The organism is Kitasatospora sp. NPDC004531 (genome assembly GCF_053602195.1).
This window is the reverse complement of the sequence record NZ_JBSGDD010000005.1, coordinates 37,047-51,516: the sequence shown is the minus strand read 5'-3', so window position 1 is coordinate 51,516 and position 14,470 is coordinate 37,047. Positions and strand designations below refer to the sequence as shown.

At 72.9% G+C, this 14,470-nt stretch carries 11 protein-coding genes; 3 read left to right on the top strand and 8 right to left on the bottom strand.

The window, feature by feature from the left end:
- Nucleotides 1–25: 25 nt before the first annotated feature.
- The 3 genes from ACWEMJ_RS03960 to ACWEMJ_RS03950 form a co-directional block, all read right to left on the bottom strand.
- Complete coding sequence (locus tag ACWEMJ_RS03960) at nt 26–2,857, bottom strand: SGNH hydrolase domain-containing protein (protein ID WP_452135357.1); 2,832 nt, start codon at nt 2,855–2,857, stop codon at nt 26–28.
- A gap of 14 nt (nt 2,858–2,871) precedes the next feature.
- Nucleotides 2,872–4,536 (bottom strand): glycosyltransferase family 2 protein, encoded by a 1,665-nt coding sequence (locus tag ACWEMJ_RS03955; RefSeq protein WP_452135356.1) that lies wholly within the window; start codon nt 4,534–4,536, stop codon nt 2,872–2,874.
- A 310-nt stretch (nt 4,537–4,846) separates the two neighbouring features.
- Nucleotides 4,847–5,209 carry an ArsR/SmtB family transcription factor gene (locus ACWEMJ_RS03950; RefSeq protein ID WP_452135355.1) on the bottom strand — a complete coding sequence of 121 codons (363 nt, stop codon included), beginning with the start codon at nt 5,207–5,209 and terminating at the stop codon, nt 4,847–4,849.
- 103 nt (nt 5,210–5,312) lie between these two features.
- Here ACWEMJ_RS03950 and ACWEMJ_RS03945 point away from each other — a divergent pair, with 103 nt between their 5' ends.
- Nucleotides 5,313–6,407, top strand: coding sequence for an NADH:flavin oxidoreductase/NADH oxidase (locus ACWEMJ_RS03945; protein ID WP_452135354.1), 1,095 nt, complete (start codon nt 5,313–5,315; stop codon nt 6,405–6,407).
- A gap of 94 nt (nt 6,408–6,501) precedes the next feature.
- On the opposite strand, the gene ACWEMJ_RS03940 is transcribed toward ACWEMJ_RS03945, so the two are convergent.
- From ACWEMJ_RS03940 to ACWEMJ_RS03930, 3 genes are all read right to left on the bottom strand, one after another.
- Entirely contained in the window at nt 6,502–7,278 is a 777-nt protein-coding gene (locus ACWEMJ_RS03940; protein ID WP_452135353.1) for a DUF6299 family protein, read from the bottom strand.
- A gap of 489 nt (nt 7,279–7,767) precedes the next feature.
- Nucleotides 7,768–8,085: a hypothetical protein gene (locus ACWEMJ_RS03935; protein ID WP_452135352.1), complete on the bottom strand. Its 318-nt coding sequence runs from the start codon at nt 8,083–8,085 to the stop codon at nt 7,768–7,770.
- A 156-nt stretch (nt 8,086–8,241) separates the two neighbouring features.
- The gene (locus ACWEMJ_RS03930; protein ID WP_452135351.1) at nt 8,242–8,940 is read right to left on the bottom strand and encodes a FadR/GntR family transcriptional regulator; all 699 of its coding nucleotides are present in this window, start codon (nt 8,938–8,940) and stop codon (nt 8,242–8,244) included.
- A gap of 163 nt (nt 8,941–9,103) precedes the next feature.
- On the opposite strand from ACWEMJ_RS03930, the gene ACWEMJ_RS03925 reads away from it, so the two are divergent.
- Both ACWEMJ_RS03925 and ACWEMJ_RS03920 read left to right on the top strand, forming a co-directional pair.
- Nucleotides 9,104–9,628: a gluconokinase gene (locus tag ACWEMJ_RS03925; RefSeq protein WP_452135350.1), complete on the top strand. Its 525-nt coding sequence runs from the start codon at nt 9,104–9,106 to the stop codon at nt 9,626–9,628.
- Nucleotides 9,629–9,692: 64 nt separating this feature from the next.
- Entirely contained in the window at nt 9,693–11,093 is a 1,401-nt protein-coding gene (locus ACWEMJ_RS03920; protein ID WP_452135349.1) for a GntT/GntP/DsdX family permease, read from the top strand.
- Nucleotides 11,094–11,166: 73 nt separating this feature from the next.
- On the opposite strand, the gene ACWEMJ_RS03915 is transcribed toward ACWEMJ_RS03920, so the two are convergent.
- Entirely contained in the window at nt 11,167–12,750 is a 1,584-nt protein-coding gene (locus tag ACWEMJ_RS03915; protein ID WP_452135348.1) for a glycerol-3-phosphate dehydrogenase/oxidase, read from the bottom strand.
- A gap of 69 nt (nt 12,751–12,819) precedes the next feature.
- Entirely contained in the window at nt 12,820–14,343 is a 1,524-nt protein-coding gene (gene glpK / locus ACWEMJ_RS03910; RefSeq protein ID WP_452135347.1) for a glycerol kinase GlpK, read from the bottom strand.
- Nucleotides 14,344–14,470 lie beyond the last annotated feature (127 nt).

The following is a 14,470-nucleotide window of genomic DNA, read 5'->3' as shown; positions in this document are numbered from 1 at the left end:
CCCCTGGTGGTGCTCTCTCCGGTGGTTACCCTCGGGTCGAGACGGTGACCGAAGCGACCTTCATCGGGTGCCCCGGTTCCGTGGCCGGGGTCACCGGGCTGCCGTAGGCGCTGGGCAGGTTGCCGCCGATGGCGACGTTCAGGATCAGGAAGATTCCGTGGTGCACGGCCTGGTCCCAGGCGGCCGGGTCGACCTGGTCGGAGGTGACGGCGAAGTACTCGGTGCCGTCGCGCAGCCAGCGGACCTTTTCGACGGGGGCGGTGCGGTCGACCTCCAGGGTCCAGGTGTGGAACGTGCCCCAGCAGTCCGCGCAGGACTGTTCGCCGGAGCCCAGGCCGGCAGGCTCCTTGCAGGGGCCGCCCGGCGTGGTGCCGCAGTGCAGGGTGCCGAAGAAGCCGCGTCCGCCGACCGATTCGAGGACGTCGAGTTCGCCGACGCCCGGCCAACCGGTGTACCCGTCACGGAGTTTCCCGCCGAGCGCCCAGAACGCGGGCCAATAGCCGGACGCGGCAGGCCCCTTGACGTCCGGCAGGGCCAACTTGGCTTCCACGCGCAGCACTCCGCCCGCGGGTGCGGTGAAGTCCGCGCGCTTGGACTCGATGCGGCCCGAGGACCAGCGGCCGCTCGCGTCCCGGGTGGGGGCGATCTCCAGGGCGCCCTGGCCGTCCAGCCGGACGTTCGCGGGGGAGTCGGTCATGGTCTCGACCTCGCCGGTGCCCCACTGGGCGGCGGGGCAGCCGGGGTAGCAGGTGCCCAGGTCGTACTGCCAGTTCGCGGGGTCGGGCTTCGCGCCGGCCGGCCCGTCGAACTCGTCGTGCAGCAGGGTGGTCCAGCCGTTGCCGAACACCCCCGCGTCGGTGAGGAGTTGGTCGAGTCGGGCGGTGAGGACGACGGCCGCCGCGTTGGTCAGGTGCGAGTCGTCGCGGTACAGCAGGACGTGCTCCAGGACGGCGGGGCAGGTCCTGCCCTCGCCGGGGCAGAGCACCGGGTTGACGCCGATGGTGTGCACGCCCGGGACGCGTCCGGCGGCGATCTCCTCGGCCAGCGGGTCGGCCCACAGGGCCTCGCTGCGCGGGAAGTCGCAGGCGGAGGTGGTGTCGGGGTGCCCGGAGACGCACGCGGGGACGTCCCGGCCGGGGATCGGGGTGTCCTGCAGGTAGACGATCGGGACGCCCAGCTCCCGCAGCGGGTCGAGGGTTCGCTGCCAGCCGCGCAGCAGCGTCTCGCGGTCGGCGGTGTACCGGTTCAGCGTGGAGACGACGATCAGCTTCGGCTTCGGCCCGTCCTTGAGCCGGTTCAGGGTGTTCGCCCGCCAGGTGTCGCACTCGTGGTAGGTGCGCCCCAACTGCGGGTTGGTGACGGTGAGTTCGGGTAGCGGGCAGCCCTGCTTGACGAGCTCCTCGACGGACATGCGGTGCTGGGCGGCGATGCCGAGCAGCGCGGAGAACCACTGGCCGGCGTGCGAGTCGCCGAGCAGCACGATCCGGTCGTCGCCGTTGCCGAAGCGGCAGGGCGGGCTGGTGGTGTCGGCCGGGTCCACCTCGCAGGCGCCGTCCGGCGGGAAGTCCTGCCGGGCCTGGACGGGGTTGGGCACGGTCGGCCCGTTCGCGGGCGGGGCGGCGGCGAGCAGGCTGTGGCCGTCGCGGGCGCCCGGCGGCAGGCCGGACGGGTCCGGGGGAGTGGCGGGGCCCAGGTTGCGGATCGTGCCGGTGCCGACCACGAGCGCCAGCACCACCGGCATGACGACCGCGGTGAGGCCCAACGACAGTCCGCGGCGCGGGATTTCGCCGAGCACCAGGCTGCGGCGCAGCGGTTGCTCCAGCCAGTTCAGGGCGGCGAGCGCGGGCAGCGCGGCGGCCGCGGTCAGGGCGACCTTGACGCCCCAGTGCAGGGTGCCCCACTGGGCTTCGGCGAGCACCAGCACCGGCCAGTGCCACAGGTAGAGGTTGTAGGAGAGCCGGCCGATCGCGCGCGGCGCGGAGAGCGCCAGCACCCGTCCCACCAGGTGCGTCCCGGAGCCGGCCAGAATGATCGCGGCGGTGCCGACGGTGGGCAGCAGCGCGGCGTAGCCGGGGTAGGGGGTGGCGGCGTCGAAGAGCAGGACGGCGGCGACCACCGCGGCCATGCCGCCCAGGCCCAGCAACTCCCGTACCAGTCTGGGTATTTCGTCGAGCGGCAGCAGGGCGATGACGGCGCCGGCGGCGAACTGCCAGGCGCGGGTGGGCGTGGAGAGGTACGCTCCGGCGCTCCAGTGCAGGGAGAGCCAGAACGAGCCGGCGCCGAGCACCAGGGTGAGGCCGAGGACGGTGCGCCGCTTCCAGGCCCAGCGGGCGGCGAGCGCCATCAGCGGGGCCCACAGCAGGTAGAACTGCTCCTCGACGGCGAGCGACCAGAAGTGCAGCAGCGCGCTGGGGTCGCGGCCGGCGGCCAGGTAGTCGGTCTGTTCGGCGATGAAGCGCCAGTTGGCGACGGACAGCGCGGAGGCGAGGACGTCGCGTTCCAGGTCGGCGCGGCGCAGCGGCGCGGTGAGCAGGGCGCCGAGGACGGCGACCACGGCGAGCACCACGGCGGCGGAGGGCAGCAGTCGGCGGGCGCGGCGGGAGTAGAACTCGGCGAGCCGGACCTTGCCGGTGGCGGCGGTCTCGGTGCGCAGCAGTCCGGTGATCAGGTAGCCGGAGATGACGAAGAAGACGTCCACGCCGACGAAGCCGCCGGCGAGGCCGGGGACGGCCGCGTGGAAGGCGAGCACGGCGAGCACGGCGACGGCGCGCAGGCCTTCGATGTCGGGTCTGAACCTGGGCCGTTCGACGGGCTGTCGCCCGAGGACGACGGTGAGCGGGGCGGTGCTGGTGGACACGGGAGGTGGACCTTTCAGCCCAGCCAGGGCAGCATCGGCGCTACCCAGCCGGAGGCGAGCAGGGCGATCAGGGCGAGCGTGCTCGTGACGGCGAGGGCCTCGGGCCAGCGCCTGGGCCGCATCGCCGGGCGGGCCCCGGATTCGGTCGGTTCGGTGGCGTGCGGCCGCAGTTCGGCGTACAGGTCGCGGATCAGCGGGACGCCGAGGTGCAGCTGGACGGCGAGGTACAGCCCCAGGCCCCAGGTGGTGTGCCAGCCGTGCAGGGCGGTGGCGACGGCGATGCCGACGGCGGTGGCGGTCAGCGTGCCGGCCGTCCAGAGCAGCGAGACCAGTAGGACGTTGCGGGCCATGCCGCCGGAGCGTCCGGGCTTGGCCGCGCCGGTGGGCACCCAGGCGGCGCTGCGGCCGCGCGCGGTGTGCCAGTAGGCGGTGGCGGCGGCGAAGCTCATCAGCACGTTGGCGCGCAGCACTTCGGAGCGCCAGCGGGTGCGGCTGACCCGGGGCAGCAGGACGTGCCACAGCCACAGCAGGGAGAGCATCGGCAGCACGTACCAGGCGCGGACCTCGCCGGGGAAGGCGAACAGCATGACCAGCGGCGGCAGCGGTGCGGTGAGCACGTTCACGGCGGCGGCCAGGTAGCCGACGATGCCCTCGTCGAAGCAGCGCCGCATCCGCCAGGTCATGGCCTTGCGGGCGGCCCGGTCGCCGATCAGGTGGAGGTTGCCCATCGTCCAGCGGTACTGCTGGTTGACGAAGCTGGTGGTGGAGTCGGGCGAGGTGCCCTTGGCGACCAGCACCGGCACGTACCGGGTGGTGAATCCGCGCTGGTGCAGGGCGAGTCCGGTGTACATGTCCTCGCTGTGGTCGAGCCGGGCGAAGCCGCCGGCGGCGTCGATCGCGGCGCGGCGGTAGACCGCGTTGGAGCCGCAGCAGATCGCGGCGTCGGAGGCGTCCCGGCTGGGCTGCACCCAGCGGAAGAACCACTCCTGGGCGGAGCCGGCGGCGCGCTGCACCCAGCCCATCGAGGCGTCGGTGTCGAAGCACTGCGGGCTCTGCACGATGCCGACCTTCGGGTCGCCGAAGTACGGCAGCAGGTGTTGCAGCAGGTCGGCGCGCGGCGCGAAGTCGGCGTCCAGGATGGCGATGTACTCGCCGCCGCTCAGGGTGAGCGCGTGGTTGAGGTTGCCGGCCTTCTTGAACTCGCCGCGGTTCGGGCGCACCACGTAGTGGTAGCCGAACTCCGCTGCCAGCGCGGCCACTTCGGGCCGGTCGCCGTCGTCCAGCACCCACACGTCGAGCTGTCCGGGGTGCTCCAGCTTCGCCACCGCGCGGTAGGCGTTGGCGAGGATGTCGAGCGGTTCGCCGCAGGTCGGCAGGTACAGGTCGACGGACGGCGGGTCGGCGGGCTGCCAGGCGGCGACCAGCAGTTCGTGGCCGGCCCGGGTGAAGCGGCGGCGGCGCAGCCCGTTCAGGCAGGTCAGCGCCAGGGCGACGAGGTTGACGCCGAGCACGGCCAGGAACGGCCAGAGTGCGGGCGTCCGCAGCGAAAAACTGAACATGGTGGCCGCGCTGAGCACGAAGGCGAACGCGGAGAGCAGCGGGACCCAGCGGCGCTGAGGTCCGAAATACCAGTAGAGCTCCTGATCGGAGGGTGGCGACGGAAGGTGATTGACAGTCATTGGGCCCCCCACGGCCGGTCATTGACACCTGTCGCCGGTCAGATTACCCGATTGGTATAGACCAAATGACCACGTGGGATGAACGGTGGGGCAACTCCGGTGAAGCCCGTGTGACCAGGCATGACCGTGTCACGAAGTGCCCCCGGACATCCGCCGGGCGGGGCTTCTGAGGCGGTTGACGAGCAGAGTGACGAGACGGTTCCAACGTTGTACTGGCGAAGGGTCGCCGCGCCCCGTGGCGGACATCCGCCTTGCGCGGGGCGTGAATTGACGGATCGTCAGGCTGGTGGCCCGAGAGTCGGTCGAACGGTCAGCGGGCGGCCGGCTTCGGGGTGGTGAGGCACGGCTCGGCGGCGGCGAGCACCGCTTCCAGCAGTCCGGGGAAGCGCGCGGAAAGATCTGCGGCGCGCAGTGTGTTCATCTTAGAGGTGCCGCGACGGTGCTGGCGGATCAGTCCGGCCTCGCGCAGCACGCGGAAGTGATGGGTCAATGTCGACTTGGTGACCGGCAGCTCGAAGGCCAGGCAGTTCAGCTCGTCGCCGCCCACCGCCGCCAGGTCGGCGACGATCCGCAGCCGGGTCGGGTCGGCGAGCGCGTGCAGCACGGCCTCCAGCCGCAGCTCGGCGACGGTCGGCTCCGGCAGCAGCCCGGGACAGTCCTGGTCGATGGTCACCGCTCTATAGTACGAGAACTCTCGTAGTTTGACAGATGTCGTAGTACGGCGGCTATCGTACGAAGCGAAGAGACCAGTCGGACCACAGGAAGGACGGGCCGTCGTGAGCGCCCTGTTCGAGCCGATCACCCTCCGTTCGCTGACCATCCCCAACCGGATCTGGCTCAGCCCGATGTGCATGTACTCGGCCGCCCACGAAGGCCCCGAGACCGGCGTCGCCACCGACTTCCACCTCGCCCACCTCGGCGCCCGCGCCGCCGGCGGTGCGGGCCTGGTCATGGTCGAGGCGACCGGCGTCCGCCCCGACGCCCGGATCTCCCCCTGGGACCTCGGCCTGTGGAACGACCGCCAGCAGGAGGCCCTCGCCCGGATCGCCGCCCTGATCCGCCAGCACGGCGCCGTCCCCGCGATCCAGCTCGCCCACGCCGGCCGCAAGGCCTCGACGGGGAAGGCCAGTTCGGGCGGCGGGCCGCTGGCCGTCGAGAACGGCGGCTTCCCGATCGTCGGCGCGTCCCCGATCCCGTTCGACGAGGGCTACCCGGCCCCGGCGGAGCTGACGGAGACTCAGATCGCCGAACTGGTGCAGGACTTCGCCGACTCCGCCCGCCGCGCCCTGGCCGCCGGCTTCCAGGTGGTCGAGGTGCACGGCGCCCACGGCTACCTGGTCCACCAGTTCCTCTCCCCGCTCACCAACCACCGCACCGACGGCTACGGCGGCGACTTCGCCGGCCGCAGCCGCCTCGCCCGCGAGATCGCCGCCGCCGTGCGGGCCGTGTGGCCCGAGGAGCTGCCGGTGCTGTTCCGGGTCTCCGCCACCGACTGGGTCGGCGACGAGCCCAGCTGGACGGTCGAGGAGAGCGTCCTGCTCGCCAAGGAGCTCCAGGCCATCGGCATCGACCTGATCGACGTCTCCTCCGGCGGCCTCGTCCCGAACGCCAGGATCACCGTCGGGCCCGGCTACCAGGTGCCGTTCGCCGCGCAGATCCGGCGCGAGGCCGGCATCCCGGTCAGCGCGGTCGGGATGATCACCGAGCCGGACCAGGCCGAGCAGGTGCTGACCGACGGCGAGGCGGACGCGGTGATGCTCGGCCGCGAGCTGCTCCGCGACCCGTACTGGCCGCTGCACGCCGCCAAGGCGCTGGGCGTGGACCGCAACTGGCCCGTCCAGTACGGCTTCGCGGTCGGCTCCCGGGGCTGAGCCCCGATGCTCGGCTCCAGCGGCCGAGCCCCGTGCGACGGGCCGTGCCCGCACCCCTGCCCGGGGTGCGGGCACGGCCCGCGGTCGTCCTCGGTCACTTGAAGAACACCGAGTAGTCGACCGCCGAGCCGCTCCGGAAGTCGGCTCCGCCGCCGACGGTGGGGATCTTCCCGTCCGCCGAGACCATCAGCGTGGCCGTGTCCGTGTAGCTGCCGGAGTTGCTGGAGGTGACGTTCGCGCTCCACGGCTGGTTGGTGCCGTTGCAGACGGCGGTGGCGACCACAGCGCTGCCGATGACGTTCTTGGTGGTGCTGCTCGCGTTGATCTCATGGGCGTTGATGAACACCCCGCCGCCGGTGGACGCGCTCCGGGTGCAGTTGTAGAAGCCGCTCAGCGTCACGGTGCCGTCGCCCGGGTAGGTCACGGAGGAGTCGATGCCCACCCAGGTGCCTTCGACGAGGGCCTCGGCGAGACTGCTGGCGGAGGCCCGGCCGTCCATCAGGAACGCGGCCGCGGTGACCTCCTGGCTGCCGCTCATGCCGAGCTGCGCGGCGGTCACCGTCTGGGTCTGGTCGATCTCGCCGGAGCCGCACGGCACGTCCACCTCGGTCGAGGCCCCGGCGTTGTTCTGCTCGAACTCCACCCGCAGCACCGCGTCCCCGGTGGGCGCACTGGTGTCGGTACAGGTGTAGGTGACGGTCGCGGAGACGGTGGCGAGGCCGACCACGACGCTGCCGGGGTTGACGCTGACGCTCAGACCGCCGCTGACCGTGGTGCCGCGCACCGAGGCGTGGGCGAGCGGCGCACGGTTCGCCCCGAGCGTCCCGAAGGCGGTGACGAGCAGCAGGACGGCGGCCGCGGCGGTGAGCACGCGCCATCTCGGCACTCCCCGGAGGGAGCGGAGCAGGGCGCGGGCGCGGGGGAGGGCACGTTTCATGGGGGAGACACCCGTTTCGTACGGCGAACAGGGGGCGCCGACCGCGACGACGCCCGGACAGTGCGGTCGGGGCACGCGGGAAACAGCGCGCCGACCGGCGGCTGCGGAGCGGTACGGCTTCTGCGCCCAGCGTGAGCGCGCGGCCCGCGGCGCGCAGGAGATGCGCCGCGCAGCCGTCCGCGCGGACACCCGCCGGGGCCGGTCGCACTCCGCCCGGAGCAGCGGACGCGGCGGCGGGCGAACGGGCGGGAGGCCCGCCCGGTACGGCTCGACCTGCCTGGTCGGGCGGGCACCCCGAAGGCCCCAAGTCGGTTGCACGGAGCGGGCTTTGGGGGCAGTCCGGTCGACCTCGGGGACGGGCCGCCGAGCCCGGCGCGGCCGGGCCGCCGCACGCCCCTCGGGGCCCGACGCGCCGCCGGCCGGTCAGCCCCGGTGGGGCGAGGGCCGGGCGTTCGGGCGGCGGGTGCGCTCCCGCGAACCGTCCAGCGGGCCTATGGAGTTGGGCGCCCGCCGGCGCGAGGCGGCGACCTGGCGGGAGACCACGACGTCTATCAGGCACCACACCAGGACGAAGACGCCCATCGCCATCATCGCCAGCGCGGGCACGATCAGGCTGGTGTGCGACCAGGAGGCCAGCACGGCGACGATGACCGTGACCACGGTGAACGCGAACGCCAGGCCCGCACGGACGGCGGCGGCGCGCACCTCGTCCGGCAGCCGGTTGCGCCGACGACGCGCCATCGCCCACCCCCTGTCGGACCCCAGGATGCCCCCACGGGGGTGAAGATATGCCCCTGCCCGGCTGAATTCCACTCAAACCGGGCGTGTCGCACCGCGACGGGCCGTCAACCCCCTGGAACCGATCGTATTCGGCCCGGCAAGAGGGCCGCCGGGAGGTCAGCCGCCGAGGGTGGCGTCGAGTTCCTCCAGGGCGCCGACCACGATGGTGCGCATCGCCTGCTCGGCGAGTCCGGGGTCGCCCGCGCAGATGGCCTCGGCGACGTCCCGGTGCAGTTGGACGGCGTACTCGCGGGGGCGGTGCGGCATCAGGCGGTGCTCGGTGCGGCCGGTGAGGACCGCGCCGACGGTGTCCTTGAGGTGCGCGAACATCTCGTTGCCGGAGGCGCGCAGCACCGCCGCGTGGAAGGCGATGTCGTGGGCGAGGAAGGACTCCAGGTCCGCGGCCCGCGCGGTGACGGTCAACTCGACGGCCAGCGCGCTGAGTTCGCGGCGGTCGTCGTCGCTGGCGTGGCGGGCGGCGAGCGCGGCGGCGGCCGGTTCCACCGCGACCCGCAGCGAGCCGAGGGAGCGCAGCTGCGCGGAGCGGTCCGCGCCGGCCAGCCGCCAGCGGATGACCAGGGGGTCGAAGACGTCCCAGTCGCCGCGCGGCCGCACGGTGATGCCGACCCGGCGGCGCGGTTCGACCATCCGCATGGACTCCAGGATGCGCACCGCCTCCCGCACCACCGTGCGGGACACCCCGTGCTGCGCCTCCAGCTCCTCGGCGCGCAGCACGGTGCCCGCGGGCAGTTCGCCGGAGGCGATCGCCGGGCCGAGGTGGGCAAGCAGTCGGCCGGGCAGGCCCTGGATCTCCATTCCGCCAGCCTATCGGCGAGGTCACACCGCCCCGCGCAGGGCTCCCACCTGCGGCGATGCAGAACCGGGAAGGATAAGTATGACGATTGGGTTTCGGCGGCTTGAATAAGTCATACCTTTGGGTCTACTTTGCCCGTGACCAGGCAAGGACAGGAGCACCACCATGGCTCTCAGCGTCGAGAACCAGCAGCCGCCCGTCATCGTGGTGATGGGCGTCTCAGGAGTCGGGAAGACCACCGTCGCCCGACTGCTGGCCCACCGCCTCGGCCTCCCCTACGCCGAGGCCGACGACTTCCACCCCGCCGCCAACATCGCCAAGATGAGCGCCGGGATACCGCTGGACGACCAGGACCGCGAACCCTGGCTGCGCGCCCTCGGCGCCTGGCTCGGCGAACGGGCCGAGGCCGGCACCGGCGGCGTCGTCACCTGCTCCGCCCTCAAGCGCAGCTACCGCGACATCCTGCGGGACGCCTGCCCCGAGGCGTTCTTCCTGCACCTGACCGGCAGCCACGACCTGGTCGGAGACCGGATCGCCCACCGCACCGGCCACTTCATGCCGCCCTCGCTGCTGGACTCCCAGTACGCCACCCTCGAACCGCTCCAGGCGGACGAGAGCGGCGCCGTGCTGGACGTCGACGCCGACCCCGACACCCTCGTCGAACGCGCCGTCGCCGACCTGCCCAAGTAGGCCCCCACCCCCGTCACACCCGCCGCCACCTCGCCCCGGACACCCGGGCGGCGACGGCCCGTCAATGGAGACTTCCGTGACCCCCACCCTGCTGGCCGCCGCCGCGCCGGCGCTCCCCCACACGGACAGCAACGGCCAACTGCTGGTCGCCGTGCTGCTCAGCATCGGCGCGATCGTCCTGCTGATCACCCGGTTCAAGCTGCACCCGTTCCTGGCGCTCACCCTCGGCTCGGGCCTGCTCGCCGCCGTCGCCGGCGCGCCCTTCGACAAGCTGCTCAGCAGCTTCTCCACCGGCTTCGGCTCCACCGTCGCCTCCGTCGGCCTGCTGATCGGCCTCGGCGCGATGCTCGGCAAGCTGCTCGCCGACTCCGGCGGCGCCAACATCATCGCGGACACGGTGCTGGCCCGGACCGGCCCGAAGATGCTGCCCTGGGCGATGGCGCTGATCGCCGCCGTGCTCGGCCTGCCGCTGTTCTTCGAGGTCGGCGTGGTGCTGCTGATCCCGATCGTGCTGCTGGTCGCCCGCCGCGGCAACGTCCCGCTGATGCGGATCGGCATCCCCGCGCTGGCCGGCCTGTCCGTGCTGCACGGCCTGGTCCCGCCGCACCCGGGCCCGCTGGTCGCCGTCGACGCCCTCAAGGCCGACCTCGGCGTCACCCTCGCGCTCGGCCTGCTGATCGCCGTCCCCACCCTGATCGTGGCCGGCCCGCTGTTCTCCCGCATCGCCCAGCGCTGGGTCGGCCCGCTGGAGATCCCCGCCGACACCGCGCCCGCCGACACCGTGCAGCGCGAGAAGACCCCGCGCTTCGGCGCCGTCCTGATCACCATCCTGCTGCCGGTCGTGCTGATGCTCGGCAAGGCCCTCGCCGACGTGGTGATCGACGACCCGAAGGCCGGCGTCCAGCGGTTCTTCGACTTCATCGGCTCCCCGCTGATCGCGCTGCTCGCCGCGACCCTGCTCGCCATGGTCACCCTCGGCAAGGCCGCCGGGTTCGACAAGGGCAGGATCTCCGCGACGGTCGGCAACTCGCTCGGCCCGATCGCCGGCATCGTCTTCATCGTCGGCGCGGGCGGCGGCTTCAAGCAGACCCTGATCGACGTCGGCGTCGGCAACGCCGTCAGCGAGTGGTCCGGCAAGTGGCACATCTCCGCGCTGCTGCTCGGCTGGCTGATCGCCGTGCTGATCCGCCTGGCCACCGGCTCCGCCACCGTCGCCACCATCACCGCCGCCGGCATCGTCGGCCCGCTGGCCGCCGACATGTCCACCACCCACGCCGCGCTGCTGGTGCTCGCCATCGGCGCCGGGTCGCTGTTCCTGTCGCACGTCAACGACGCCGGGTTCTGGCTGGTGAAGGAGTACTTCGGGATGAGCGTCGGCCAGACGCTGAAGTCCTGGTCGGTGATGGAGACGGTGATCTCGGTGGTCGCGATCGCCCTGATCCTGCCGCTCAGCCTGATCATCTAGCGGCGCCCCACAAGACCGCGACGCCCTCCGGATCCCGCTTCTCACGGTCGGAGGGCGTCGTCGTACCCGGACGTCAGCGCGCCAGCAGCTCCGCCGTCCGCCTGCGGACCTCCTCGGTGTCCAGCCCGCGCACCGTCAACGTGGTGCGCCGCCGCAGCACGTCGTCCACCGTGTACGCCCACTCCTGCTCGGCCGCGTACACCACCTGCGCCCACACGTCCGGCCCGTCCGGGTGCACCCGCGCGCCGAGCTCCGGGCGCTCGGCGATCAGGCGGGCGATCCCGAAGGACAGCGTGCCGTAGTGGGTGGCCAGGTGGCGGGCCACCAGCGGGTCCATCCGGGAGCCCGGCTCGCGGTCCATCAGCAGGCGGTGCGCGACGGCCTGCGGCGCGCCGATGCCCGGCAGCGGCACCGTCGCCGGGAAGGGCGAGACGTCCTCGGCCAGGCCCACGCCGCGCGCGTGCTTCAGCTTCTCCAGCACCACCCGGCCGATGTGCCGGTAGGTGGTCCACTTGCCGCCCGCGACCGACAGCATCCCGGCCCGGCCCTCGGTGACCACCGTCTCCCGCTTGGCCGCCGCCGTCGCCCCCGGCCCGCCCGGCAGCACCCGCAGGCCCGCGAAGGCGTAGGTGATGTCCTCGCGCCGCAGGTGCTCCTCGCGCACCGCGTGCCCGGCCTCGGACAGGATCTGGTCGATGTCCGCGTCGGTCGGGCGCACGTCCAGCGGGTCGCCGGTGTACTCCTCGTCGGTGGTGCCCAGCAGGACGTGGTCCTCCCACGGGATGGCGAAGGACACCCGGTACTGGTCGATCGGAATGGTCAGCGCGGCCCGCCACGGCGCCTGCCGGCGCAGCACCACGTGCGCGCCCTTCGACAGCCGGATCGACGGCTCCGCGCCCGCGAACTCCATCCGCCGCAGGTGGTCCACCCACGGGCCGGTGGCGTTCAGCACCAGGCGCGCGTCGATGCCGAACTCGGCGCCGTCCAGGCGGTCGCGGACCTCCGCGCCGGTCACCCGGCCGCGGGTGAAGCGCAGCCCCGTCACCTCGGCGTGGTTGAGCACCACCGCGCCCGCGTCCACCGCCGCCCGCACCGTCATCACGGCCATCCGGGCGTCGTTCATCTGGTGGTCGCCGTACACCGCGACCCGCCGCAGGCCCTCGGTGCGCAGCCCCGGCACCGCGCGGGCCGCCTGGCGGGGGGAGACCACCCGGCCCAGGCCGTCGCGGAACGCCGACAGCGCCGAGTACAGGAACACGCCCGCGCCGAGCTTGGGCGCCGAGTGCGGGCCGCCCTCGTAGACGGGGACGAAGAAGGTCAGCGGATTGACCAGGTGCGGGGCCACGTCGGTGGCCAGCGCCCGGCGCTCCTTGTGGTTCTCGGCGACCAGCTTGACCGCGCCGGTCTGCAGGTAGCGCAGCCCGCCGTGGACCAGCTTCGAGGACGCGGAGGAGGTGGCGTTCGCGAAGTCCCCCGCGTCCACCATGGCCACCTTCAGCCCCGCCTGGGCGGCCGTCCAGGCGGTGGCGGTGCCGAGGATGCCGCCGCCGATCACCAGCAGGTCGTAGCGGGCCCGGCCGAGCAGCTCGCGGGTGGCGGCGCGGGAGGCGACACGGCCGGCGGCGCGTTCGGCGCCCAGGGTCGGGATGCTTGCCATGGTGTGTGCGGCGGGCCCGGTTCGCGGCCGGTCCGCGTCTCCTTTCGGTGAAGGGTCTCCGACGCTGCGTCAGAGCTGCGGCTGCTCGTCGTCCTGCTCGATCCAGCCCATGGTGCGCTCCACCGCTTTCAGCCAGTTGCGGTGCTCGCGTTCGCGGGTCGCGCCGTCCATCCGGGGCGTCCACTCGGCGGCCCGGTGCCAGTTGGCGCGCAGGGTCTCCAGCCCGTCCCAGAAGCCGACCGCCAGGCCCGCCGCGTAGGCCGCGCCGAGCGCGGTGGTCTCCGCGACGTACGGGCGCTCCACCGGGACGTCCAGCACGTCCGCGATGTTCTGCATCAGCAGGTTGTTGGACGTCATGCCGCCGTCGACCTTCAGCGCGGTCAGCGTGACGCCGGAGTCCTTCTGCATCGCGTCCACCACCTCGCGGGTCTGCCAGGCGGTCGCCTCCAGCACCGCCCGCGCCAGGTGCCCCTTGGTGACGTACCTGGTCAGGCCGGTGATCACACCGCGCGCGTCGGAACGCCAGTACGGGGCGAACAGGCCGGAGAACGCGGGCACGAAGTACGCGCCGCCGTTGTCCTCGACGGTGCCCGCCAGGGTCTCGATCTCGGCCGCCGTCGAAATGATGCCGAGCTGGTCGCGCAGCCACTGCACCAGCGAACCGGTGACCGCGATCGACCCCTCCAGCGCGTACACCGGCGGCTGCTCGCCGATCCGGTAGCCGACCGTGGTGAGCAGCCCGTGGTACGAGTTGACGATCCGCTCGCCGGTGTTCAGCAGCAGGAACGTGCCGGTGCCGTACGTCGACTTCGCCTCGCCCACGTCGAAGCAGGTCTGCCCGAACAGCGCCGCCTGCTGGTCGCCGAGCGCCGCCGCCACCGGCACGCCCGCCAGCACGCCCACCGCCTCGCCGTACACCTCGGCGGAGGAGCGGATCTGCGGCAGCATCGCGAGCGGCACGCCGATCGACTCGGCGATCCGCTCGTCCCACTCCAGCGTGTGCAGGTTCATCAGCAGCGTGCGGGAGGCGTTGGTGACGTCCGTGACGTGCCGGCCGCCGTGCACGCCGCCGGTCAGGTTCCAGATCACCCAGGTGTCCATGGTGCCGAACAGGATGTCCCCGGCCTCGGCGCGCTCGCGCAGGCCCTCGACGTTGTCCAGCAGCCAGCGGATCTTCGGCCCCGCGAAGTAGCTGGCCAGCGGCAGCCCCGTCTCCCGGCGGAACCGGTCCTGGCCGACATTGCGGCCCAACTCCCGGCAGAGCGCCTCGGTGCGGGTGTCCTGCCAGACGATCGCGTGGTGCACCGGCTCACCGGTGTGCCGGTCCCACAGCACCGTGGTCTCGCGCTGGTTGGTGATGCCGACCGCCCGGATGTCCTCCCGGGTCAGCCCCGCCTTCTCCAGCGCGCCCCGCACCACCGCCTGCACCCGCGTCCAGATCTCCGCCGCGTCGTGCTCCACCCAGCCCGGCTGCGGAAAGATCTGCGCGTGCTCCTGCTGCTCCACGGCGACGATCCGGCCGTCCGCGCCGAACAGGATGCACCGGCTGGACGTGGTGCCCTGGTCGATCGCGGCGATGTAGCTGGCAGTCATGCGGTTCCTCGGCTCGGCTCGGGGACGGGCGGACGTCAACGGGGGAGCGGGGCTGACTCTTCGTCAGTCCCCGTGCGCCCGGGTCCGGCAAACCACGCGAGCGGCGCGGCACGCCCGGACCCTCCAG